Genomic DNA, 25447 nt, shown 5'->3' on the forward strand with positions numbered 1-25447 from the left:
GCATCCTTTTCCTGATATCTTGCCTTTACACTGCTAAACAAGAAGCGCCCCTCAAAGTTATCTTAGATAACTTTTGGGACAGCCTCTAAGCATTTTTTTCAAGATAACCGATACGTCGCAAACGGCTTGCCGTAACGGAATGAATCGCTTATTATATCCAATTTTTTAGAAACCTCTAAATCTAGATGGACCTCTACACTTTTCAGGTTATCCTCAAGCTGCTCAGTACGTGTAGCCCCTACAATAACTGTCGACACCGCTGGCCGATCCATCAGCCAAGCAAGCGAGAGCGCACCAGAAGTACAGCCATATTCTTCAGCAAGCTTACTTACATTTTGTCCAAGCGTTATGGATCGCTCATTAAGAAAACTGTTAAAATTCGGATCGGTAACAGCTCTTGAACCTGAAGGCGCACCTTCTGCGGAGCTATATTTTCCAGTTAAAATACCGCCTGCAAGCGGAAAATAAGGAATAATGCCAACGCCCTGATCCAGACAAAAAGGAACAAGCTCTTGCTCAGGCGTTCGATCTGCAAGTGAATAACTGGTTTGAGTAGATACATAACGCACATACCCTTTGTGATCGCTAATACCTGATGCTTTCATTAATTCCCATGCCGCATAATTAGATGCTCCAATATATCGAACCTTTCCTGAAGTCACCATATCATCTAAAGTACGTAATGTCTCTTCAAGCGGAGTATTAGGATCAAATGTATGAATTTGATACAGGTCGACATAATCTGTATTTAGACGTCTAAGGCTATCTTCCAGCTCCCGCTGTAAATGAAAACGAGATGATCCCCTCTCATTGGGGCCTTCCCCTTTTACTAAACCTGCTTTTGTCGCTAGAACTACATGATGGCGTCTTCCTTCAAGAGCCTGTCCAATCATTCTCTCTGATTCAGTACCTGCATAAATGTTAGCTGTATCAATGAAATTTATTCCACGATCCAAAGCACAATGAATGATTTTGATGGAAGTGTCTTGATCTGCACGTTTGCCAAACGCATTTGTACCTAATCCTAAGGCCGATACTTCAAGACCGCTCCCTCCAAGACGCACATACTTCATATTTTCCACCCGCCCCATCCAGTTCTTATACCATTGTTATTATTGTAGCTTGTGTTCTGTCTTTTTCAAGTTGATGAACGGATGGATATTGAGAATTCAATGAATGACTTCGAATCAAATGTCGTTAGAACTGCCAGCAGCTTAAGCTCAAATTGCCCAGCTGATAGCTGCGGTGGAGCAATTTGGCCTGCCGAGTCTTATCGCCTGTTCCCATCGCAATTAACAAAGGAATAAAGTGTTCGCTTGTTGGCACAGCCTCTCTAGCATAAGGAGCTAGCTCTCTATAGTTAAACATCGCCTCTGTATCCCATAACTCTATTTTGTTCTGTAGCCAGCTATCAAATGCTAACGCCCAATCATCTATAGCATTACCCTGCCAATTCACCATGCGCAAATTATGAACACTGCCGCCGCTGCCAATGATGAGAACATCCTGCTCCCTAAGCTCAGCAAGCGCTGCTCCAATTTGATATTGCTGTTCATTCGATAAATAACGGTTCACCGATAGAGCAACCACCGGAATATCGGCATCAGGATAAACTAGCTTCAGAATCGCCCAAGCGCCATGATCCAATCCTCTCTCCCCATCCAGTTGGCTCTGAATCCCATGCTCCGCAAACAACGATTGAATTTGTTCACTGATCGAAGGGGCGCCTTTTGCCGGATAGGTCATCCGATAAAGTTCATCTGGAAATCCGCCAAAATCGTAAATCGTACGGTACGTATCCGCAACAGCACTAACCGTCTGCACCTGTTGCTCCCAGTGCGCCGAAAAGATTACGATTGCTTTGGGCTTAGGTGTATTTGCAGCCAGATTTTTCAAAAGTTCTGTATATTCGTGCTGCTCAATGACAAGAGAAGGTGCACCATGTGCGATAAAATAAGATGGCATCATATCATAATCACTCCTCATTAAAGAATTGTTTATATTAGTAATAGAAATATATAATTCGTATGACTAATTTATCATTTTGTGCACTGACTGTCAATAAAAAACAACCTGCTAATTTCGCAACAAAGTCCCGTTTGGAGTTCAAAAGCTGCACATCTGCATCAATTTGCTAGACGAGCAAGTATGGACTACTTGGATGCTGCAAAAGCTTGCAAAAGTGCAGGTTTTTTCCTGTGTAACTGTTCATATGCCTGAAATTCCTGCAAAAGTGCATCAATTCAAGCCAGATCATCTCTATACCTGAAATCTGTGCCCCAAAGCCTGCACATTTGCATCAATTTCGCGTCAAAGTCGCGTTCGTTGTTCAAAAGCTGCATTTTTGCATGATGAGCACATGCGGATTACCTAGGTATTGCAAAAACCCGCAAAAAGTGCAGATTGCATAACACGTTTTATGTCTTGGATCGCGTTCTGATCCGGGAAAAAGGAATGGACTTGCCTCCGACAAGCGACGCGGTTGAGGCTGAGTTCGACTGGAATTGATTCATATAAGCGACAAAAGAGCGCCTGGTGTTTTTGCCAGACGCTCTCTTCGTTTTTATTCTTTTATCAAATCGCTAACTCTCACAAACGAATAGCCCTTGGCCTCCAGCTTCTCAATGGCTATCGGTAGTGCCTCGATCGTATGAAGATCATCCAGCATATGCAGCAAAATAATGCTGCCGCTCTTGCTCTGCTCCATAATCGCCGCGACGATTTGATCTGCAGTTCGGCTTCTGTTCCAATCATTAGGGTCAGCATCAAAATCAACGATCAAATGGTAACCCGCAGCTGATATGATCTGTGCTTGCTCATCCGTTACTGCCCCTGTTGGCGGACGAAAGATCATCGCAGGCTTTTCTTGAATAGCCTCGGTAATCACCTTGTGTGCCTTGACGATATCACTTTGAATTTGTAGTGCACTGAGATCATTCAACTCAGAGTGGCTATATGTGTGATTCCCTACATCGTGTCCTGCTTCAGCAATGGATCTGGCCAGATTCGGGTTCTTCTCAACCCCGTCCGCGCGTAAGAAGAAGGATGCCTTAACCCCATATTTGTCTAAAATGTCAACAATTTTAGTAATTGTATAATCCGTACCCCAGTCATCGAAAGTTAGCGCTACCTCTTTGCGACCGGTTTCTTTTCTGTCGATCAGAGTGTATTTCGTTGAAGTATAGTCAGCATTTATTCCAGCAGCATCATATCCTTCAATTTCTTCTAACCGCTTCCGCTCCCCACCTTCCGAGACAAGCTGACTCAGCGGCACAAACGAATAGCCCACATCCTTGGCAGCCTCTGCAATAAGGGAAATGCTTTCAGTAATCTGTTGGTTCTCCTCTGTATCCAGTGAAATAATGCCGCCCCGATTTATATATTTACGAATATAGTTTTTCTTCTGAATTTCCGTTTCATCTTGCCAGTTGTGAAGGAACAAGCTGTAGGAGATCACAGCACTCAGCCCATTATGTGCCGCCGCTAGCCTTACATCGTCGTTATAGTCTCCGCTTGCCGTTCTTATATAACGGGGAGTGACCCCCGTCTCCTTCTCTATGACCTCATTCGCCAGATGAATCTCCTTATAGATTTGATCATAGCTAAGCTTGCTCATATCATAACCATTCAGAGTATTGTTCCCGATTTCATGCCCACGCAACAAAATATCCTGTGCAATTCCAGGTTCCTCTGCCACTCTCATTCCCGTTAAAAAAAAGGTCGCCTTAATCTGATAGGTATCCAGTTGATCAAGCAGCTTGTCCATTGTGCCACTGTCCCCCATCCCGTTAAAGGTAAGCGCCAGCTCACGCTTGGTCGTATACACATAAGGAATGGCCTTACTCGGGTCCCCTGTGTATTTTACTATTGTTTCCTGAACCGCAGACTGCTCATTTGCTTTCGAATCATGTTTGCTCTCATTAGAGCCACAAGCTGACAGAAGAGCAACAACCAATGCCAAACATATGGCTTGAGCCATTTTGCCGCGGAGTCTAGTTGCTATTTTTGATTCCATGTTCCTTACTCCTTATAATGTATATTCAAATAAATTAATAGACTTGATAGACATAATCATACCAGCTAAAGATATACAAAAAATATACATACATAAAGCAGCAAATATTCCCTTGCCTACTTTGTACAATCGCTAAACGAATCTACAAAAAACTCCCGAGCAAGCCATCACATTTGGCCCGCTCGGGAGTTACTTATTGCATTATTTAACTTCGTCTTCAATACGCTGCACAAAAATTTCTACGGTTTTGCCGTTAATCTCAGCTCGTCTTGACTCATGAGAAACTGAAGCTTCTTCGATTTGCTGGAACGCCCAGAAGGACGGTGCAATATCTGGCCATGTCTGCTCTACTTCCGTCAATGGACCACGATAGAGCATTCTATTAATAAGTGTAACCGCCTCGGAACGAATGATGCTGTTGGATGGTTTGAATGAGCCATCCGGATAACCAGCAATCATGCCATTGCGATACAGCGACTCAATAGCCGAAGTTGCCCAATAATCAGAGGTAACATCAGTGTAATGCAATTCAAGCGGCTTACCTGTCTCAAGCTTCAAATATCGGGCCATTACCGCTGCGAGTTCACCACGACTAACCGGATCATTAGGACGGAATTTCCCGTCTGTTCCACCCTCAAAAATATCGTGTTTTGTCACAGTATTAATGTAATCATATGCCCAGCTGCTTGTTGATACATCCGAATAGGATTTCGACTCTACACCGTATTCACCAATCAAACGTGCGATAATCGCAGCCAATTCAGCACGATTCAAATATCTTTCAGATTTGAACGTACCATCTGGATAACCAAGAATATATCGCTGATGCTTCAAGTTACCTGCGCGATCGGAATAAACCAGCAGCTTGATCGATGAAGCCGAACCTTGTGCATTTGATACGATTCCTTGCTTATCTGCAAATTCTCCCTTAAGTGTTACATTAAGCTCTTGCTGACCGTCAGCTAATAAAGGCCACTGCAGAACAATTTTAAAGCTTCCTGATGTATTCGCCTTAAGGTCTTTTATATTCCAGACGATCACTCCTGCAAGGATTTCTCCTCCAGCAGCATCAAGCACCTTGACTCCATCTGGAAGTGTAACGCGAATTTGACCTTGCTTTAATTCCACATCAGAAATGTTCTTGTACAGAACGTCGACAGTACCCTTCCCGCTCTCTGGATGAATTGTGCGATCACTTTGCAGGTTCACAGCAATCTCTGGAGCCTTATCCGGCTGTGGTTCCGGTGTCGCTTTATCCGGCTGTTTTGCCGGTGGTGTAGCTGAGCCAGAAGACGAGCTACCTCCTGATCCAGAGGAGCTATCACCAGATGATGATGACACTGGGGCCATGAAAATATCGAATCTGACAATAGAGTACTCTACTTTAATCGCAGTCAATCCGTTTTCTGTATACACGGAGCTTTCCGGATGCGCGGATTTATCATTTCGGCTATCATATGTTTGATATCCTGCTGCTTCAGCCGTGATATAGTAATCACTGTCTGCATAGACCATCCAAGCATAAGCACCACCAGATACGATTTGCGTCGGACTGTCATTATTCGCAGGCGGGAACCCTGGCAGCTTAGGCAGAGTTACCGGCCCCGGTGTAATGCCATTGTTTCTGTTGCGTGCCGTATCCGCGTACCACAGCTTGACTGTAACATTGCGATCATTAATCAATTGTCCTGTCACAGAGTTTCTGATATCTCCATAGGGATCAATCAATTCTTCATTGATGTTTAGCTCTCCAGCTGCCTGAACCGTTACGCTTGGCAAATCACCATTACGTTTCACGTTAATGACAATGTAGCGACGATCAACCACCTGCCCGTTACTATCCAACACATTATAATAATAACGAATTTCCAGTTTATACGAGTTATCCGAAGCATTTCCTTGCGGTAATCCATCTGCAATAAACAAGCCATTCTGGTCTACTTCAAACCCATTGGTCTCCGCTGCTGTATTAAGCAAAGCTCCCGAAGGATTCGTAGAGTTCACGTACTGCTCACCCTTCTTAAGGAATACTACAAAATTCGGGTTAGCCGGCGTGTTTTGGATCGCAGAAAAATCAATCAAATGCAGTAATCCATTAGAATCCTTGCTTCCGATTACACCTGCAACCGCCTTATTAGCAGTGAATTCGTCCGTTCCATCACCCTTAATCGGACGATCGATTGAAGCTTTTTGTTTATAAGTAATAGACTTGCCATCACTAATCTCTTTACTATATTCAATCGTATACTGTTGTTTGCTAGGAATCAGAAATTCATATTCGCCATTCTTATCCGTAGTGACCGTTCCTACTACAGTACCATCCTCGCCTTTAATCGTAATAACCTTACCTGCAACAGGCTGAACACCTGCGGAATCTACCGTCTCGGTAATTTTGCCTTTTAATTTTGGAGGATCAAAAAAGATCGTAAATGATGCTTCGCCGCTGACCTCATGAACCAGATCAAATACAGAAGCCTTGATTCCTATTTCCTGCGCTCCCGTCATGCCTGTTAAGTCAGGAGACTGATAGTAAACAACTGCTTTACCGTCAGGTCCCGTCACTGCTTCCGGTGCAGCAAGCGGCTGTCCGTTAATATCGACGAATATACCGCCAGCAGCAGGAACATCGAATACAACCTTCGCCCCTGCAACCGGATTGCTATTGGAATCAGTTACCGATGCAATAAGCTTTGTTGTTGACTCTCCATCCCCGACGTTACGAACCGGAGTAGCTGTAAGCTCAACGCCACCGCCAAGAGGAACCGTAGAATCCATAGTAAACTCAATAGCAGATACTGCCGTCGTGCTTAATGTTCCCGCAGCTGTAGCAGTAACCTGATAAGTACCGTCCACACTTATTGGTGTTAGAGGTATCCAGCTCCAGCTTCCATCCGGATTTGTGGATAAAGATCCTTCAATTGTCTCTTGATTGTTATCCTTCACCACAAGACTGACAACAGATCCAGGTTCGCTTGTGCCTGTGATTTGTGTTACTGGCTTGCTGCCTCTCCAGCCATCCAGCGGCTCATCAATAGTGACATATACGTTATTTACCGGGAAGTCCTGTGGATTCCCCGTTTGAGGCCCCAGCGGACGCAGCGCTCTTTGAGGATCGCCAGCATCAACAATGCTCCCTCCATTTGATACGTATCCTAATTGTACTTTGGCGCTAGGTGGCACCTCAGTATCATTTTCCAATTGCAGCGTAAGCGTATCTGTACCGTTACCATCCGTAACGACCCCCGCAATTCGTACCGGATTACCGTCACCATTATCGATTGTAACCCAAATTTCCGGACTGCCTGTTTGCTCTACTACTGAAGGGAACTTGACCTTGATTGTATTTCGATCATTTCCAACAGCTGCTGCAATCGGCTCAAACATCAATTGATTATCAACAGGAAAACTTGACAGCCATCCCAGACTTCTGGCATTCGGCCCTGATTCTCTAATATCAATAAGACCACCATCAATAGGGTTTAATTGATTAGTCGAATAGTTCAATGTAATGTTCGTTCCATTTAATTCATCCAGCAGAACCGGAATACCGCCTGAAGGAATCCCGTCGCCTAATGTGAAGATCAGTGTTTTTCCGCTTGCATCACCGCTGTCAAACACCACACTGTCAACAAGGACCGGATCAGGAATTCCATCGATATTAAATGAGAATGAATAGACACTATTCACAACGCTGATCGGCTCAAGTGCTTGTCCAAAGACCACCCTCACCTTATCCCGCGTTTCATCATTGATCACTGTAGCCTGAACAGGTCTCATCTGGTTGTGTACTGGGTCGTTGATTAACGTATCCAGCTCTGAAGAAGATGCATCTGTTATACGATCAGCAGCATTGAGGTTTTCCGGATTGTAAGTCAACGAAACCTCCGCATTCAGCGGAATTTGACCACCCCATGCTGCAGGAAGCCCATCAGCAATAGATAAAGATAATTTATTTGGTGATGCTGGATCATATACCATGCTCGCATTCGAGCTATTAAGCAACAATGAGAATGCCGGATTGATTCCATCATTAATCGTAACTTCAAAGGCCTGCAAAGCTTCAGAAGGTACATTTACACTATCAGGAAACGTAATCTCGATCGCATTACGGCTCTGGTCATTTTTAACGCTCATGCTTTCAGGTTCAAACCGGTTTATAACCGGGATATCTCCGCCACCAGCCGTCGGGAAGCTTTCTAATGGCAAACCACCAGTGCCTGACCCTTGAACAGAACCAGAATTTTGATTATACCAGAGTGGAGGTTTCGATCCTGCAGGAATGACATAGTTATTCGGTAAATTCGTCGGAAAATCAGGACTATTCGAATCGATCTCCAACTTCAATCGAAACGGATCATTTTCTCCGTATTTGTCTTTGACAAAATCTACGATTTTCAACGGAACCAGAATGGGATCATTTGCCGTTCCAATATTTATGGAGAATCCACCTGTTTCAGTAGAATCAAAATCCACAGGAACATCCAAATCTACAATTACTGTACGGCGATCCGGACCCACCTCCGCTTTCACCACATGAGGAGCAACCCCTTCGGCAAACAGAACAGGAGCAGAATCGAAATTTCCACCGCCATATACTTTGCCTTGAATCTCGCCACCGATTCTGGCTTTGACATTCGTCAAATGCGGATAGTTACCGAGGTTCCAGACATTTACTTTGGCTACGCCATTCTCGTCTGTCGGTACTGTAATTTCACGCACGGTGACATCCTGACCATTGCGCGTATAGTGCCGGGTTGTAACCGTGTATCCATCTGCTGTCAAATACAATTTTTCGTCATCTTTTTGTGTAGCAGCCCAAGCTGTTCTTCCACTGCCGATGTTTTGCGAGGTATATTCTGAAATATAATATAACGAAAAAGTAACCGGATATCCCGCAATCAGCTGACCATCAATTGTTCTTACTTCAGCTTCCACATTCGCTTGCGAGCCTGCTGCAATGATACCTTGAGCGTTTGAAGTTTCACCCTCGTTAACCGGAACTACCTCCGTACCATAAGGCATGTCCTGGTTGCCACCATACTTCTTGAAGTCAACGGCCGCTCCATCCTTTACTAATGGCGTTTGATGAAGGATATTGATTTGCGTAGGAGCCTGTTCCACCTCTTGAGGTGTAGCCGTTTCCGGCACAATCAGTCCGCTATAATTGTTGAAGTACCAGGAATAAATATCATGATTTTGAGTAGATCCTCCAGTTGCAGCGGTAAAACCTATAAAAGCATCATCCTGCAACAGTAAGCTGGATAGATCCGTAGTATCGGATATGATCGGTTTGATCGTAAATGAACCTTCTGCATCCGCACGGTCTGCAACCAGATCTGTTCCTCTTAATACAGGGAACGAGGATAGCTTAACGCTTTGAATCTTGTTAGGACTGCCCTCTTTCACAAGCTTTCCGTCTTCACTGACAACAGGTGCCCAATATGTTTTGTCATCGTTTTCTCTAATCAGGTACACCTGAAACTTTTGTGTTACTCCATCATAATCAATCCAGGTATGAAATGACGTGTACGGGTCGCTCGTCGCCTCGCTGTTTGTTTGAGCTAATGACATCTTGCCAAGGTCAAGAGTGGCGATATTTTTCCCCTCTCGTATCCCCCCGTTCTTGGCTGATGCATGATGCACATCTCCATCACGAACAAGCGCTACATGAGATGTACGTGTACTTGTTACACCTTCAACAGGAGCAGGGTCACTACGATCCTCTGTTCCGTCCTTGGGGTAATTGTAATAAGTGTCATATTCCACACCAAAGCTTTTTGTTACGCCCGAATATCCCAGACCTCCGCCGCTGGCTCCCGCTTCATTAGACACAGTTTGCACAGCAAATACGATTCCATCGGCTTGTGATCCGCTCTCCATTTTGAAGCTGAAGTATGTACTGAATGAACGATTGTCCGACAGCGCAACACGCTCTTTATTGAACAAGCTGCCGAACGCGTTGCCCTTTGTAGTAGCCAAGCGGATAATGTCACGAGATCCGTCATTTTGAAATCCGACACGATTGGCAGTTGTATCGTTGCCCATGGTAAGCTCGGCTGCCGAATACTTTGTACCTCCACTCTTCACACCATAGTTATATTGAAGAGCTGATGATGACGCATTTCCCAATTGAATAAGTCCTGACGGAACTGTTGAACTGTCTGTCGCAGTAATTGTCGCTGAGCCAACTAGTGGATTACTGGTTCCAAAGCCAGCATTTTTTAGAGAAATATAGCTTTTGTTCAGATCAACCCCAACCGGAGCATTTCCTGCATCAGCTCTGCTGGTCGGATACAGCGAAAGACCGGAGCATACGATCACGAAAGCTAGCGCTGCATGAAGCCACCTTCTCCATTTCCTTTGCTTTCGAATGACATGTTTATCCAATACCTCTTCCTCCTTTGGAAATTCAAATCTATTAATTCAGCATAGCTAAATACATTACGTCCCAATATTATCCATCGTATGTATTGTATTACACGGTTCTGGACAAATTCTGAACAAATATGACAGCATTCATCAATAAAAATAGCCTGCAGCCCCATACATCGGACCACAAGCTACTGCTTCAGCAATATTCAACTATTATCATTGCATCACGTATAAAACACCTTACCCTGAAGAACATCAAGGGCCTGCTCGATTTCCTTTAATTCTTTCTCTGAAAAGCCTTGAATTCGCTCGTTAAATCGGGCTTCAATCTGCACAAAAATTTCATTCATCATCGTCTGCCCTTTAGCAGAAAGGCGAATATATTGCTTCCGGCGATCCTCCGTATCAGCTATCTTTTCGCATAATTGCTTGTCGGTTAGCTTTTTTAGCTCACGACTCGTATTCGGCATCGACATATGCATACATTCACTAATATCGCTTAGAATACAAGGCTGACTTACAGCGATATATTCTAGAATTTTATATTGTACGGTCGTGATCGCTTCTGATTTCACATCTTTGGTCATATCATTTGTTATTTGATGAACGGCTGTAGTAAAAGCCACAAATTTTCGAAAAATAGCGCTTCTGTCCATAAAATCACCTCTACCGACAACATATCAAAATATTTATCAAATAACAATTATCAATTTAAAATTATCATTTGACAACAAAATTGCAAATGTGGTACATTTTGCTTATCAAATGATAAGTAAAGGAGCGCAATAATACATGAACCTGCTCATTATTTATACTCATCCCAATCATCAAAGCTTAAGCTATGCATTTTTACAAGAAGTGATCAGAGGCAGCAAGGAAAATCCCAATATTAAAGAGGTGCAAGTGTTAGATCTTTATGAAGAAGGCTTTAACCCTGTTCTAGTCTTTAATGAACACAAGCGAAGAAGAGATATGCATATTGACCCGGATTCAGCAAAATACCGTGATCAGATTCTGTGGGCTGACAAAATTGCTTTTGTATACCCCATTTGGTGGGGACGTCCTCCGGCTATGCTCATGGGATACATTGATAGGATGTTTTCATCAGGCTTCGCCTATAAGGATACGGGTAAACTGTTGCCGGAAGGCCTGCTCAAGGGAAAGTCAGTCGTTTGCATCTCCTTTATGAAGGGGCCAACCCATTATCCGCTGCTTTGGTTAAATAATGCCCACAAAGTGTTAATGCGAAAAGCTCTGTTCAACTATGTAGGCATCAAAAGGGTAAAGTTCTTCGAATTTGGCAATATGGAGAGCCCAAAGGGACGGCATAAAGAGAAGCTGGGCAAAGTGTATCGCTACTTCAGAACGGTTCAATAGCCTGCTATATCCGCTGTCAAACAAAAAACGCCGTGAAACCCGGCGTCTCTTTCTGTTCTATTTTATTGCAATATAAATCTGTACTTCACTGTTAACAGGATCAAAATGGCGAGCATCATAAAGCTCAAAATCGCCCGTAAAGGCTCTTGTCTCCGATGAAGCCTGAAAATACCCCCAAATTTCCCCCCATGCCTGAGCTACCACCTCATACACCGGACCTTTTTTCGTCGTAAATACGAGATATTTGCTTGCCGGTATCACTGCAGAATTGTAGTTATTGGACTTCTCCGTCTCAGTATCGCCCGCTTCATGCCCTATAACCACCGTATATTCTCCGTTTGCGTCACTCTCGTAATCCGTGTATAGAGCGTAGATAAATTCCGGATTGATAATACGGGTGTCAGAAGCCATGTTGCTATTAAAGTAGGCCTCCCAAAGCCCTGGCAAACGTCCATTCGGACCCGCTTCCGCGGCGTTTGTTGTACGCACGCTTACCCCGGTCATTTTAATTTCTGGCTTTTCGATAGTAAATGTGTTCACTAGATCATCCTCTTTTCCTCATGTTTGATCCTATTATAAATAGGAAAAGCGGACACCTGTCTGTCTAGTTGCAATAACGTTCAATCACTTTTTGCGCAAGGCGCACGATTTCCTTCGCAACTGAATCCGGCTGCTCTACTTTGACATGATCCCCATAGCTTAGCAGCATTCCATAGAACCAATCATCAATAGGAAACCGTCCCTTCACCTGAATAGAACCATCCTCTTGAGTCGTAATTACCGCCGGAGGAAAGGAATCCTCAATCCTGTAGCGAACTTTGGGATGAAAGGTCAAAATCATTTCCTGTTCGATCTCCCTCGACCATTCCAAATCCCATACATACTGCTCTAACGACGGGCTCTCACGACGCACAAATGGCTCGCTCCGCAGCGTAAGCTCCTGAATCCGGTTCAATCTGAATACGCGAAAGTCGCCCCTTAACGTGCAATAGGCCTGCAAATACCATACATACCCCTTCAAAATCAGGTTTACGGGCTCCACCACTCTCTCGCTCTCTGTCCCGTTCCTATTCATATATAGAATTTTCACTCTTAAAGATTTTTCTATGGCTTGCCTGAATGCATTGATTTTTTCCTTAGCAGGAGCATTCTGACTCCAGGGATTAAAATCAAAAATCATTCCCATTCCTTTTGGCTCACCATCTACTCGATCTACTCTATGAAGTAACGCCTTCACCTTCTCAAGAAGAGTGTCCAAGTTGCTATCATCCAACGCCGTGTTCATCCCTTTGACCGCAGCGACAACGGCTGAAATCTCGTTAAGGGTTAAATATTGTCGAGTGATCGTGTACTGCTCCATAATTTCAAACCCGCCCGATGTGCCTTGGTGCGCCACAATAGGAATTCCCGATTGATTCAGCGTCTCCATGTCCCTGTAAATCGTCTTTGTTGAAACCTCAAAACGATCTGCTAACTCTTTTGCACTAACACGTTCACGATTTAGCAGTAAAATGGTCATCGCAAGCAAACGATCAATTTTCATCCGTCTTCTCCTAACTCTTTTACGAAATATTCCCAAATGTCACATGACAAAAAAATGACATCTAACACTACTGCCTATAGAAAAAATAGAGTATATTAACTACATTAATATAACAAAGATATCTGCTAATTTTATTTAGGAAAGGGTATTTATGCTTTTCAACTCACCTCAGTTTATCTTCTTGTTCTTACCCATCGTTTTTGTGGGTTATTTTGTCCTTAACTCCATCGCTCCTGTTTACATTTCAAGAGCATGGCTGGCTGCTTGTTCTCTCTTTTTCTATGGCTTTTGGAATCCTCGATATTTGCCGCTCATCCTTCTGTCCATAGCTTTAAACTTTTTAATCGGTCGTTCACTCATCCTCTATAAAAAAAGAGCATTTCTGATCGCAGGAATTGTTTTCAATCTGGGGCTGTTAGGATACTACAAATATTTCGACTTCTTTCTGGAGAACATGAACCTTTTATTTTCAACAGACATTCCTCTGCTGAATCTTGTGCTTCCACTAGCTATCAGCTTTTTTACATTTCAACAAATTTCATATCTGGTAGACTGCTACAGGGGAAAAGTAGAAAATTATAACCTTATTAACTATGTCTTATTCATTACTTTTTTTCCGCATCTCATTGCAGGACCTATCGTTCATCATCGAATCATGATGCCCCAATTCCAGAGTGCATCGAACTTGAAAATAAATTTTGAAAATATCGCATTAGGGATTTTTGTATTTTCCATAGGTCTATTCAAAAAAGTAATGCTTGCCGATCATTTCTCAACAACTGTGCTGGATGGGATGAACTATTTAGATACCATTACTTTTTTTGATGCCTGGACGGTCACCCTTTCCTACACTTTTCAACTGTATTTCGATTTTAGCGGCTACTCAGATATGGCAATAGGGCTGGCCTTATTGTTTAATATCAAGTTGCCTATCAATTTTGATTCACCCTATAAAGCTCGCAACTTTCAAGAGATGGTTTCACGCTGGCATATAACATTAACCCGTTTTCTGTACGAATACGTGTATTATCCCATGCAACGGTGGCTATCCAAAAGGTTCTTTTCATCTCCACGTTTCAAGCTTAACACGAATATCAAAACCTCGATTAATGTCTTGTTTCTATTTCTCTTAAGCGGGATTTGGCATGGTGCGGGCTGGAATTTTATCATTTGGGGTCTGCTTATGGGGATTGGAGTGGTCGTTTACCGAATGTGGAGCAAATGGAATATCAAGCTTCCTTTGTTTTTAGCATGGGGTCTTACCTTTTGTTATGCAAATTTCATTCTAGTTTTCTTTCGAGCAAGTAACCTTGATCAAGCTTTATTACTAATCAAAGCGATGTTTGGTTTGAACGGCTTTATTTTACCAGAACAGTTATCACACGTGTTAAGCCCGCTTTCAACAGTTGGGGTCCATTTTGGGAGCACTCCTCTAAAGGATAAATATCAAGCCTTAGGGCTCATTATTCTAGGGTTTATCATTATATTAGGGTTCAAGAACACTTCTGAAACAATGAAAACTTTCAAGCCTACGCTCATTTATGCCCTTTTTATTGCCATTATTTTCGTGTACTCAATCTTAAATTTAACCAAAGTATCTGAGTTCTTATATTTCAAATTCTAAGCATTAAGGTGAAGCCATGAAATTATACAAAAAATGGACGACTATTACTCTTTCTCTAACAGCCTTTGCTTTATTTACGGTGGCTGCGATAAATTATGTGATCGATCCTTATGGAATCTATCATTTCTCAGGTCACAGTTATAATTACAACAAAATTATAGATAGTGATCCATACCGATCAAAGGCCTTTCAGGTCAAAAAGTATCAGCCGGAGGCTATTGTATTGGGGACGTCCAGAGCTATGCGGTTAAATCCCCCTTCTATCGAGTCATTAACTGGAGAAAATGCGTACAACATCGGGCTCTCGGCTGCGACTCCCTATATCGACTTTAAATATTTAGAATATGCACTAAAGGTCGATAAAAACTTAAAAACGGTGTACCTTGGACTGGATTTCGAGGTTTTTGAAAAAAATTATTCGACCCATGCAAACTATGATGAGCAAAGATTAACTTCCTTTTTGTATACTCAGGATCTGTTCGCAACCTTGCTGTCTGAAAGTGCTTTAAAGGATAGCCGTAAAGTAGTTATGGATAACCTAAACAACACGACAAAATACACAGAACATCGTTATCTCGGGGACGGCAGCTTTGATGAAACCCTTGTATACCCTCCGAATACTAATGAAAGTACTTTGCACGTAATGCCTACTTCGTTTCAGTTGTCGTCAGACAGCATGCTGTACATCGAGAAAATGAAGGAACTGTGTGAACAAAATGATCTTAGTCTGTATATATATATTAGTCCCGTTCATGCTATTATTTTAGAAACCTTTTGGCAAAACAACTTATGGAACGAGTATGAAGATTGGAAAAGACAACTAGTGGATATCGCTCCTGTGTGGGACTTTTCAGGGTATCATGAGATTTCGATGAGCTCTTTAAAAAAAGAGGGGAACTACAACGATCTTTCCCATTTTTCAAAAAAAATGGGCGATCTAATGCTCTACCGAATGTTAAATAAAGAAATCGATAGTGTCCCCTCTTATTTTGGAGTATATATAACTTCTGACAACATAGAAGAACATTTGAACAATCTGCGGGTCAACAGAGAACAATGGTCTGAACGTGATAAAAATATGTTTGAGGTTGTTGCCAGCTATTAATTAGTATTATTAGAATCGAATTTCTGAACAGTGTATAGCTTAAAATAACTTTTTAGGGTTATAAGCCACACCATCTATCTGCACCTTTAATCTATTAGGACCACCTATATGTGCAAACTCTGTAGAAATGGTTTTTCTAGCCGGATAATTGCCTTTAAATCTACGCTTAAAAACCTCTTCCATCACAGGAATATCCCAGACATCCCTAAGCAAAACATCGATCTTGACCACATCATCCAGCGATAAGTTCACCTGCTGTAATCGATCGCTCATGTGGTCAAGCGCTCCTTCGACCTGCCGTTCAACCGATTCGCCAACATTTCCCACACAGAAGGTAAGAAAAATAAAATCACCTGCTTCTACATAACCAGAATAAGCGCATTCCTCATTCACGTCGTATCTAACGATTTTGCCCAAATTTGTCAGCTCCTTTTATTACTAGATTAAACCCAGTATAAAAGAGGATATCTGACAACAGTATGTCGTCATTCAACGATGCGATAGATAGGCCTCTAAAATATCTTTCGTATGTTCAATCAGCCTATGCTTTAATTCCGTCGGCTCCAGCACAGTTACCTTGCTTCCAAAGCTCAGCAGCGTTCCGAACCAGCCTCTTTCATTTGCCGGTACGCTGAATTCAATCAACAGCTCACGATCCCCGATTTCAGTGATGCAGGAGTTCGGAAAGCACTCTTCAATCGGAATCCGAAGCTCAGTCGAACATGCCAGCTTAATATTAAAATATGGCTGATGATCGTTTTTTTGCGCTAATAGCTCTTCTATATTGTTATGTACATTGGAAAAAGCCGCAGAGGTTAAGCCCAGATTACGCATTCTTGTGAGTCTGAACATACGATAATCCTGCTTCTCACAGCAAAACCCCAACAGATACCATGCATACCACTTATACGTTAGTACAACAGGTTCAACCGTTCTTTGTGATTTAACGTATTCTGCATTCGTATATTCAAATTGAATGACATGCTTTTTGCGAATAGCGTCCTCTATACCGCTCAAATAATCCCTTACATGAAATCCCTCGCGAAGCACACTAAAATCAAGATGAATATTCTGCTCAGCATCTACGCCGTCGGGCGAAAGAGATAACAGCTTTTCAAAGGTCGCTTCGATCCCTCGATGTTCATATGCGGAGCATAATCCTTTTAACGCCGTTAAGATGAGAACATAATCCTGTTCACTTAAAAGCTGCTTGCTTAGCTTAAAGCTTTTTAAAATACTATATCCCCCATTAACCCCCTGTGTTGAAGCAACCGGAATACCCGCCATGCCCAGCGTTTCTATGTCCCGTTGGATCGTACGTACCGATACCTCAAACCTTCCAGCCAATGCACTTGCGCTAACCGTATCACGGTTCAACAGGTAGATCATAATGCCAAGCAATCGGTCAATTTTCAAATGAATCACCCTTTGAGCTGCCTAATTAAATACGTATCATAGGTGTATTGTACACTATTCATATCGAAATGTTTTGACCGCAAGGATAGAGCATATCACCGCAAGCAGATCATGCCATTGACATTATTACCCCTTGGTTATCCAATGTTGGATATTAGTTTAAAAAAAATTACAACAAATCGATCACTTTATTTAAATAATCTACGTCCAGCTTCATCTTTTGGATACCATTCCGATAAATTTTTCTGATGCGGGCTCCTGTTCGTTCTTCTCTGGACGTTTCGATCTTACTCTCTTTTTCTAGGTTGTTAAGGGCATGATACAGTGATCCCGATAGTAAATTTGCCCATTGCTCTATCTTGCTCATCTGGATCAGGTTCTGGATCTCGTAGCCATGCATCTCTTTCATACGCAAAAAGCTAAGCACTACAAATCTTGTCATACGCTCCTCCGACTTATATATCCAACGTTGTATATTCAAAATATAATATGGGAATTTTTACACTGTCAACCAAAAATAATCACAGTTTATGTGCTCAACTTTGATTCAGGCTCATAGTCGCTCAATTTCCCCTCATAGATCAATTGCAGTCGATCACTTTGCCGAAAATCATCCGGTGTAACGAGCGCAGGCAGCTTATTCCACAGCTTTATGCCGGATCGCTCTAGAATTTCTGCGACGAACTGCGAGCAAAAGTAGGAGTTGCTAAATTCGACCGGTTCTTTTAGTGCAACGCCAATCACTCCCAAAATATTATACAGAAACTTATTCCGCCTACGAATAAAGAGCTGCAAGACACGCTGCATTTTCTCTACTTCCCGTTCGGATACTTGAAGCTCATAGATGACGCACGTCGTGTTCGGATACTTGCTGAACGTGCCTGTCTTGATATCCTCCTTCACGAATCCACCATTCAGGGGGTTGTGTGGATTCTTTCTCCCAAAGCTGTACAATTCGGAAAGCGTCCTATCAAAGGAAATCGAAGCATGATTATACGGCGCCTTCGTGTAGGTCTTAATCATTTTGGTAAAAAGCGTTCCGGTATTCGTAAGTAAAATATAAACTGAGCAATCTCCTGCCATTTAAAAAATTTCCCCTTATCAAGTTTCGACTATTCCTTCATAATAGCATATGATCCCTTTTATGGAATCCTACCTGACGATAAGTAGGTGATTGGCAATGAACAGCAGCTCATTATACACATTAACCCTTATTTTTATCGCTTTATTGGCCATTCATTTAATTTATTATGTGCTAAGAAGAATTCAGCCAAACAGGGACTATTCGGGTATTGGTGTTCGCTTCAAAACCTGGTGGGGCATGTTTATTATTTTAAGTTTAGCAACCCTTTTTAATCCGGTCGTCTCGTTGCTCTCCCTGATGATGCTTACCTTCTTTGCGCTAAAAGAATATTTCTCCATGATCCGATCGAGAAAAGCGGACCGCAGGCTGTATCTATGGGCATACCTGTCCATTCCAGTGCAGTTCTATTGGATTTATACCGAATGGTACGGGATGTTTATTATTTTTATCCCTGTGTATGTATTCTTGTTCTTACCGCTCCCGCGACTGATCAACAAAGGAACCATTGGCTTTCTGCGCAGTGTCAGCTCGACCCAATGGGGTCTTATGCTGATGGTGTTCGGGCTTAGTCACCTTGCCTATTTCCAATTCGCAACTCCCCGGTATGGTGGAGGACTGGTATTGTTTCTAGTGCTATTAACCCAGCTTAATGATGTTGTGCATTATCTGGCATCCATTTATTTCGGCAAACGAAAAGTGGTCCCCACTGCTAACCCGTATCTAACTTGGGAAGGGTTTGCCTCCGCATTCCTTGTCACTACTGTATGCTCGTATCTGATCTACCCGTATTTGACGCCGCTTGATCCAACCTTTGGCTTCGTCTCCGGTATGCTGATCAGCTTGAGCGGTTTCTTCGGCAGCTTAACGGTATCTGTTCTGAAGCGAGATTTATTAATCGGAGATGACGATAAGTTCGAAGCCCTGAAAAAAAGCTATATGAGCCGCGTTGACAGCCTGGCTTATACCTCACCTGTTTTTTTTCATGTCATCCGGTATTTTTTCGATTTTATGTAGTATGTAGCGCTGGTTATTTACCCGGCCCGTTTCCTTCATTAGCTAACAATTCTCGTAATCGTATACTTGCCTGTAGTCGATCCATTACACCTAATTTGCTATATAGGTTACTCATATAATTACGGACTGTACCCTCAGAAATATACAGTGCGGCAGCAATGTCACGGTTGTTGCGGCCCTTGACTACCAGCTCGGCAATATCCCGCTCCCGCTCAGTTAATCGGATTCGCTGATCTACTGTTGTTCCTGGTGAGCGATGCAGCTCCATCTGCGACATTCTGCTAGCTAATTTGGAGGCTACGGCAATCGGTAAAATAAACTGACCGGATACGGTGTCACGAATCGCTGCAAGCATTTTGTCAGTATCCATATCCTTTAATATATAACCATTCGCCCCACTTGCCAGACCGTCAACAATGTAGTTATCTTCGAGAAACGTAGTCAATATGAGAATGCTGGTATCAGGGTGATTCTGCTTTATTTTCCTTAATGCAGAAATACCGTCCATTTCCGGCATTTGAATATCCATCATCACTAGTGTCGGTCTTAGCTGATCCACCATCTTGCAAACCTCTATCCCATTGCCGGCAACACCAACCACTTCCATATCATCCTCTAAATCCAGTATTGTTCTTAATCCTTCTCTTATCATCATCTGATCATCAGCAATAACGATCGTTATCATCCCGAACCCCTCCCCATTTATTACATGGAATAAGGCAAACTAATCCGCAGCAAGCATCCCTTGTTCGGCTCCGAATCAATATTTAATGTGCCCTTTAGCTGTTTTACGCGTTCTCTCATCATTTTAAGCCCAAAGCCCATTTTCATTTCACTCGAACCTGTACCGTTATCTGCTAATCTAAACTGCACTGAAGAGCCATCATCTCGTATGCTGAAGCTAAACTCACTGCAATGTCCATGCCTGATTCCATTAGTCAAACCTTCCTGCAACGCATGGTATATGACCTTCTTTTGCATTAACGTTAAATGCTCGATCGGATCTATCATCGCATGAATACTAACTCCCGCATTGCGCTCGGTCTCTAGTATTAACTGATGTAGCGCCTCCTCAATATCATAGTACTTATCCTCTTTCAGCATATGAACAGAGTTCCGGATTTCACTCAGACTATGCCTGACCATATCCTGGGCTTCCTTCAATCGAACCACAGCACTGTCACGATCCTTGTCAAGAAGTCGCTTGCCTGCTTCGATCTGAAGAATGGTTGAAGTGAGGGTGTGCCCGACTATATCATGGATTTCCTGAGCAATACGGGTTCGTTCCGCATAGACTGTCGCTTCCGCCAAAGCCTCGGAGGCTAGCTGCATCGATTTCTCAAGACTGCGTGTTCGTTCCTCGACCTCAGTCTCCAGATTATTTTTCAAGTATTGTATTCCTGAAAACAGCTTGGCATTTGCAATCGAAATGGCACTTTGAGAGCTTAAGAGCTTCAAAGTATCTAGCCGTTCCTTAGTAAATACACCTGTGGACAGATTGTTCTCCATATACAGCAAGCAAATCAATTTGCTCTGGTACATAATCGGGAGACAAAGTACTGATTTTAGTCCCTTATCCTTCACATAATCATTACGTTTAAATGCATCATTGCTTGCAGCATTATGCAATACGACTTCTTCGTTGATCCTTGCTGTATATCCTACTATGGATGTCGGAACGAGATGCTCCGCAGCATGTAATGGAATCGATTCAACATGCAGCTTCCTCACCGTTCCATACGCCTCAACCATCCACTTTCCGTCATAATCAAAGATCAATGCACCATATTCGGCTCCCGCGTTCTGCAGCATAATACGCAAGAGCATGTCCAGCAAGCGGTCCATTTCCATTTCACTGGATAATGCTTGTGCAGACATAGCCACCGACAAATAATCAATTCGATCCAGATCATTGTCCCGCTTAAACTGCAGCAGGTAGCCGTATTTCTTTTTTATTTCTGCCGTTTTCGCGAGTGCACCCCACTTAAGATAAGCTTCATAAGCTTCATTCATATACAGCTTCGCAATCATTGATTTACCAGTGCGCAAACCATATTTAGCAAAGCACTCGGCAATGATACCCACATTGTGAATGTATCCGCGCGAACGGGCACTAGCTAACGCCTCCTCATACAGCTGCTCGGCAAGTCGATCATTTTGCTTTAATCCAGCTAGCTCTGCTTTAGCCAACAAATATTTATGTAAATTCATTTCTGGACACTGACGAGCCATGATCTTTAGACTTTTCACGCTGCGATACACTTGATTCAAATATTTTTGTTGTTCACGCTGGTTTCCTGCCGCATAGAGCTCCTTCAATACCAGTACAAGATAATAATGATAACTGGACGAATCTGCGATCCTTCTCTTCCTGGGGCTATGAGTATGCAAGGTTTGTTGCAGTATCCGGTATGCCTGGTGGTAATCACCAAATAAGTAACTCGTAATGTATTGATATAAATATATTAACTCCTGTAGCTGCTGGGCAGCTCCTTCAGTCAAGTTGTCTTTGAATGACTCTGCTTCAACATCTGTCCCTATAAATGGATCGTCAGACTCTCGATATCCGGTAAGCCTTGAGATTAACTCTGCAAATATAGCTCCCTGCTTCCAGTGTGATCTATTGTTATTTCGCAAAAATGATGATGAATGAGACATTAATTTTGAATAGATATCATTTAAGGGATGCCCAAATTCAAAAAGCATTGCTCCATTGATCAGCATACTCTGATTGGCATGCCATAAATCTACGAATTGCCAGTTACCCTTACTGATATCCTCGGCAAATCCATGAAGCAGATTTGGCTCGTATTTAATCCAGCTGTGATAACAAAGGGAGAATGAATTACATGCCTGGGCATACAATTTAGGCTCCTTTTTCGACACCTCACAGGCAAGTTTCCCCCATTTATATACCTCATCGTACTTGCGGGACTGATAATTTAGCATTAATGCATAGCCTGCGAAACATATTGAAGCCTCTGGGGTCATTCCGTAATCCAACGTCATCTCTAGCATGGTCAGGATGCAAGAAACCCATCCATCGTTATTCGTTATAAAGCAAACATTACTTATGTCTACCAGAACAGACATTGCTAACCTATATCGTTCATCGGTCATGGGCGCCAGTTTACCTATCATTTCTACCGAATGCTTACGTAGTTTTCTTTGGACCCTCATCCAATGAGTAACTAAATTCAGCGGACTAGGTGTTAAATGATATTGGATGCCCAACCATTTCAGACTCATCTTGCCAAAAATAATGACCTCCTCATAGTGATCCCGGTTCACTTCCAACCGGGTCATTATGATAGACACCTGTGCTTTATCAAAATCCGTAGCTGCCTTCTCCAATAACAGGATGAGCAATTCGTGGGCACAGTCCAAATGGTCACATAAAAATTCCACTTCTGCCCGTGCCTTATAGGCTCGATAGCTCAAATCATAACAGGAATCCCAGCATGCTCCATCTAACAGTTCAGTTGCTTGCTGCAAATATTCCCGTGCAGTCTCAAATGTGGCAGATTGCTTATGCTTCAGCCCAGCTGTCAGGTTAAGCTCGACTAGCTCAAGTCTTTTCCCCTGACCAATCACTTCATGGACAACTTGATTCAAATGCTCCAGCACTTCAAAAACTTGAACATCCTCGCCAGCTCTCATACGGCCAGCTAAAAGCCAACCAATTGCCAAATGCAGCTGCGAGCGCTCCTGTTCAGTTGCCAGCTCATAAGCAGATTGTCGTATACGATCATGCTGAAAGATGTAACTCTCTCTTTTCCCATGAACAGGCTCAAGCAAGCGGCTTTTAACTGTGCTTTGCGCCCATTCCGAACATTCAATAGCTTGAAAACCCGCGACAATAGACAGCGCCTCTATATCAAAACATTTTCCCAAAAAAGCTGATCTGGTGAGAATATGTAAAGCCCTATTATCCATGTCTATTATCTGACTCGATAACGATGCAGCCATTTGATCAGAAACGCTCCATCCCGCGATCCTCCTGATATCCCATTGCCAAACTCTGTCGTGTTCATGAAAAAATATTAGCTTATGATCCGACAGCTTCTGTAAAAACTCCTTCAGGAATAACGGGTTTCCCCCCGTCTTATGCAGCAGTACATCAATTAACTCATCCACACCGTTCAACGTGACATGGAAATATGGGCTGAGCATTTGTTTTAAAGCTTGATGATCATAAGCAGTTAGATGGATCTCTTCCATCTGTACTTGCTTGTCTCTGAAATGCATCACTAGCTGTCTTAGCGGATGTAACGGAGTCAACTCTTGATCCCGATAAGCACCAACAATCATGACATATTTAGCATCTCTGGCTAATAACAAATGATCCAGGTATTGAATTGATGCTTCATCTACCCATTGCAGGTCATCCAGAAGCAGCACAAGAGGCTGATCATTCTCGAAAAATAGCCCAAAGAACCGATCCATCACAAGGTGAAGCTCGGTCCCCTCATCCCTTCGCAGCATACTATTATCATTATCAACAATATGCTGCTCACCGACTAACCATTGCAGACGCGGGACCATATCAATTAGTACTTGGCCGCCGTAACCCTGCAGCGCATCTAATATTCTTAATCTCCATACCTCTACTTGAAGCTGATTAGATGTTAGTAAATGAGACACCAGCTGTTCGATCACATGTATCCAAATTGCATAAGGCTCTACAGATGCAGACAGTTTGGGCTTGCCAATAGCAAAAAACATCTCAGAAGGTACTTCCCGGCCCAATGTCTCCACTACCAGGGAGGTTTTACCGATCCCGGCACTCCCGCTCACCCATACAACTACGGACTCTCCCCTTGATGCCTTGTTCAGCGCTTCTACTAATATTTGCTCCTCATCACGTCTGCCAAACAGGCCATCTGAAATGACCCATTTCTCCAAAATATCACGATTAGCAATAGGAAACGGCTGAACCTTCCCGGATACTCTTAGCTGAATCAAGCATTCTTCCAAATCGGAATATATTCCGTATGCACTTGCGTACCTGGCATCAGGCATCTTTTCCATACATTTATTGATAATATTTGAGATGACCCTTGGGATTGATTTATTTTTAATATCAATAGGGTCTGGAGTGGTGGCTAAATGATGATATACCAAATCCAGTGCATTCTGTAACTCAAATGGAAGGCATCCCGCAAACCATTCATACAGAATAACGCCTATACTATAAAAATCCGAACGATAATCCGATACCATTCCCGTTCTTCCGGTCTGTTCCGGTGAGAGGTAAGGAAGTGCAGATTCCAGCCTCCCCTCATTAGTCGGTAGCGGATTAGTCAGACCCTCTTTGACGCTGCTTGCTTGTATATCTATCAATTTCACATCACGGAGGTCTTTGCTGACCATCAGATGTAGAGGTGTAATTTCATTTAACGTGATTTGTTCACGATGAATTTGGCGAATACAAGCTACTATGGCGATCGCAACCTCCAGAAGATTCGATAGCTTTAATGAATCCCTTTGCGCTTGCATCATCCCCTTAAGCGTAGTCCCACCAGAGTCGCGCATGAATAACACAGGTCTGCCGCCTACGGTTTCCAGATGATATGGTTCAAGTACCCCGTTGCCTCTCAATTCTAGCAGCTGTTTGTACTCGTATTGAAAAGAAGGCATCCTGCCGGGTCCAGAATATTGATCGCTAGTTACCTTTGCAATCATACTCAAATTATCTTCTATTCGCACCACACGATACAAGCTGATCTCCTCGTTGCCTCCCAGCTCTTCAACAACTCGGTATCCTGATAGCTCCAACATGACCCTACCCGCTTTTGTAGCCATATTTTTAGTATTACTCCCATCATAACAAACCTGAAATATTCCATAAACACAAGTCACCTAAAATAAATTAGAATAACATAATAACAACTTTT

17 protein-coding genes are annotated in these 25447 nt (G+C 42.9%); 4 read left to right on the top strand and 13 right to left on the bottom strand.

Annotation, left to right across the window (positions count from 1 at the left end):
• Positions 1 to 98: 98 nt before the first annotated feature.
• The 5 genes from BLS49_RS10865 to BLS49_RS10885 all read right to left on the bottom strand — a co-directional run bounded on the left by BLS49_RS10865 (position 99) and on the right by BLS49_RS10885 (position 11043).
• A complete protein-coding gene (locus BLS49_RS10865; protein WP_091229715.1) occupies positions 99 to 1073 on the bottom strand; it encodes an aldo/keto reductase in 975 nt (324 codons plus the stop codon).
• A gap of 124 nt (positions 1074 to 1197) precedes the next feature.
• A complete protein-coding gene (locus tag BLS49_RS10870; protein ID WP_091229718.1) occupies positions 1198 to 1968 on the bottom strand; it encodes a DODA-type extradiol aromatic ring-opening family dioxygenase in 771 nt (256 codons plus the stop codon).
• Positions 1969 to 2563: 595 nt separating this feature from the next.
• Positions 2564 to 4015, bottom strand: a complete 1452-nt coding sequence (locus BLS49_RS10875) for a polysaccharide deacetylase family protein (protein WP_091229721.1) — start codon at positions 4013 to 4015, stop codon at positions 2564 to 2566.
• A gap of 201 nt (positions 4016 to 4216) precedes the next feature.
• Positions 4217 to 10402, bottom strand: coding sequence for an S-layer homology domain-containing protein (locus BLS49_RS10880; protein ID WP_091229724.1), 6186 nt, complete (start codon positions 10400 to 10402; stop codon positions 4217 to 4219).
• Between the two features lie 209 nt (positions 10403 to 10611).
• Positions 10612 to 11043, bottom strand: a complete 432-nt coding sequence (locus BLS49_RS10885; protein WP_091229727.1) for a MarR family winged helix-turn-helix transcriptional regulator — start codon at positions 11041 to 11043, stop codon at positions 10612 to 10614.
• 136 nt (positions 11044 to 11179) lie between these two features.
• On the opposite strand from BLS49_RS10885, the gene BLS49_RS10890 reads away from it, so the two are divergent.
• Positions 11180 to 11764 (top strand): NAD(P)H-dependent oxidoreductase, encoded by a 585-nt coding sequence (locus BLS49_RS10890; protein WP_091229730.1) that lies wholly within the window; start codon positions 11180 to 11182, stop codon positions 11762 to 11764.
• Positions 11765 to 11821: 57 nt separating this feature from the next.
• Here the strand turns inward: BLS49_RS10890 and BLS49_RS10895 are convergent, their stop codons facing one another.
• The gene (locus BLS49_RS10895) at positions 11822 to 12304 is read right to left on the bottom strand and encodes a GyrI-like domain-containing protein (RefSeq protein WP_091229733.1); all 483 of its coding nucleotides are present in this window, start codon (positions 12302 to 12304) and stop codon (positions 11822 to 11824) included.
• Positions 12305 to 12368: 64 nt separating this feature from the next.
• Positions 12369 to 13307, bottom strand: coding sequence for a helix-turn-helix transcriptional regulator (locus BLS49_RS10900; RefSeq protein WP_091229737.1), 939 nt, complete (start codon positions 13305 to 13307; stop codon positions 12369 to 12371).
• Positions 13308 to 13458: 151 nt separating this feature from the next.
• Here BLS49_RS10900 and BLS49_RS10905 point away from each other — a divergent pair, with 151 nt between their 5' ends.
• Positions 13459 to 14931, top strand: coding sequence for an MBOAT family O-acyltransferase (locus BLS49_RS10905; protein ID WP_091229741.1), 1473 nt, complete (start codon positions 13459 to 13461; stop codon positions 14929 to 14931).
• A 16-nt stretch (positions 14932 to 14947) separates the two neighbouring features.
• Positions 14948 to 16036 (top strand): hypothetical protein, encoded by a 1089-nt coding sequence (locus tag BLS49_RS10910; RefSeq protein ID WP_091229745.1) that lies wholly within the window; start codon positions 14948 to 14950, stop codon positions 16034 to 16036.
• A 39-nt stretch (positions 16037 to 16075) separates the two neighbouring features.
• On the opposite strand, the gene BLS49_RS10915 is transcribed toward BLS49_RS10910, so the two are convergent.
• The 4 genes from BLS49_RS10915 to BLS49_RS10930 form a co-directional block, all read right to left on the bottom strand.
• Positions 16076 to 16453 (bottom strand): RidA family protein, encoded by a 378-nt coding sequence (locus BLS49_RS10915; RefSeq protein WP_091229748.1) that lies wholly within the window; start codon positions 16451 to 16453, stop codon positions 16076 to 16078.
• A gap of 72 nt (positions 16454 to 16525) precedes the next feature.
• The gene (locus tag BLS49_RS10920) at positions 16526 to 17452 is read right to left on the bottom strand and encodes a helix-turn-helix transcriptional regulator (protein WP_091229751.1); all 927 of its coding nucleotides are present in this window, start codon (positions 17450 to 17452) and stop codon (positions 16526 to 16528) included.
• A gap of 169 nt (positions 17453 to 17621) precedes the next feature.
• Positions 17622 to 17894, bottom strand: a complete 273-nt coding sequence (locus tag BLS49_RS10925; protein ID WP_091229753.1) for a PadR family transcriptional regulator — start codon at positions 17892 to 17894, stop codon at positions 17622 to 17624.
• A gap of 86 nt (positions 17895 to 17980) precedes the next feature.
• The gene (locus BLS49_RS10930) at positions 17981 to 18535 is read right to left on the bottom strand and encodes a C40 family peptidase (RefSeq protein ID WP_091229755.1); all 555 of its coding nucleotides are present in this window, start codon (positions 18533 to 18535) and stop codon (positions 17981 to 17983) included.
• 97 nt (positions 18536 to 18632) lie between these two features.
• On the opposite strand from BLS49_RS10930, the gene BLS49_RS10935 reads away from it, so the two are divergent.
• Positions 18633 to 19550, top strand: a complete 918-nt coding sequence (locus BLS49_RS10935; protein WP_091229758.1) for a phosphatidate cytidylyltransferase — start codon at positions 18633 to 18635, stop codon at positions 19548 to 19550.
• A gap of 13 nt (positions 19551 to 19563) precedes the next feature.
• Here BLS49_RS10935 and BLS49_RS10940 read toward each other — a convergent pair whose 3' ends face one another.
• Both BLS49_RS10940 and BLS49_RS10945 read right to left on the bottom strand, forming a co-directional pair.
• A complete protein-coding gene (locus BLS49_RS10940) occupies positions 19564 to 20235 on the bottom strand; it encodes a response regulator (protein WP_091229760.1) in 672 nt (223 codons plus the stop codon).
• 20 nt (positions 20236 to 20255) lie between these two features.
• Positions 20256 to 25355, bottom strand: a complete 5100-nt coding sequence (locus tag BLS49_RS10945; RefSeq protein ID WP_091229766.1) for an AAA family ATPase — start codon at positions 25353 to 25355, stop codon at positions 20256 to 20258.
• Between the last annotated feature and the right edge of the window lie 92 nt (positions 25356 to 25447).

Source organism: Fontibacillus panacisegetis (assembly GCF_900102215.1).
Lineage (GTDB): Bacteria > Bacillota > Bacilli > Paenibacillales > Paenibacillaceae > Fontibacillus > Fontibacillus panacisegetis.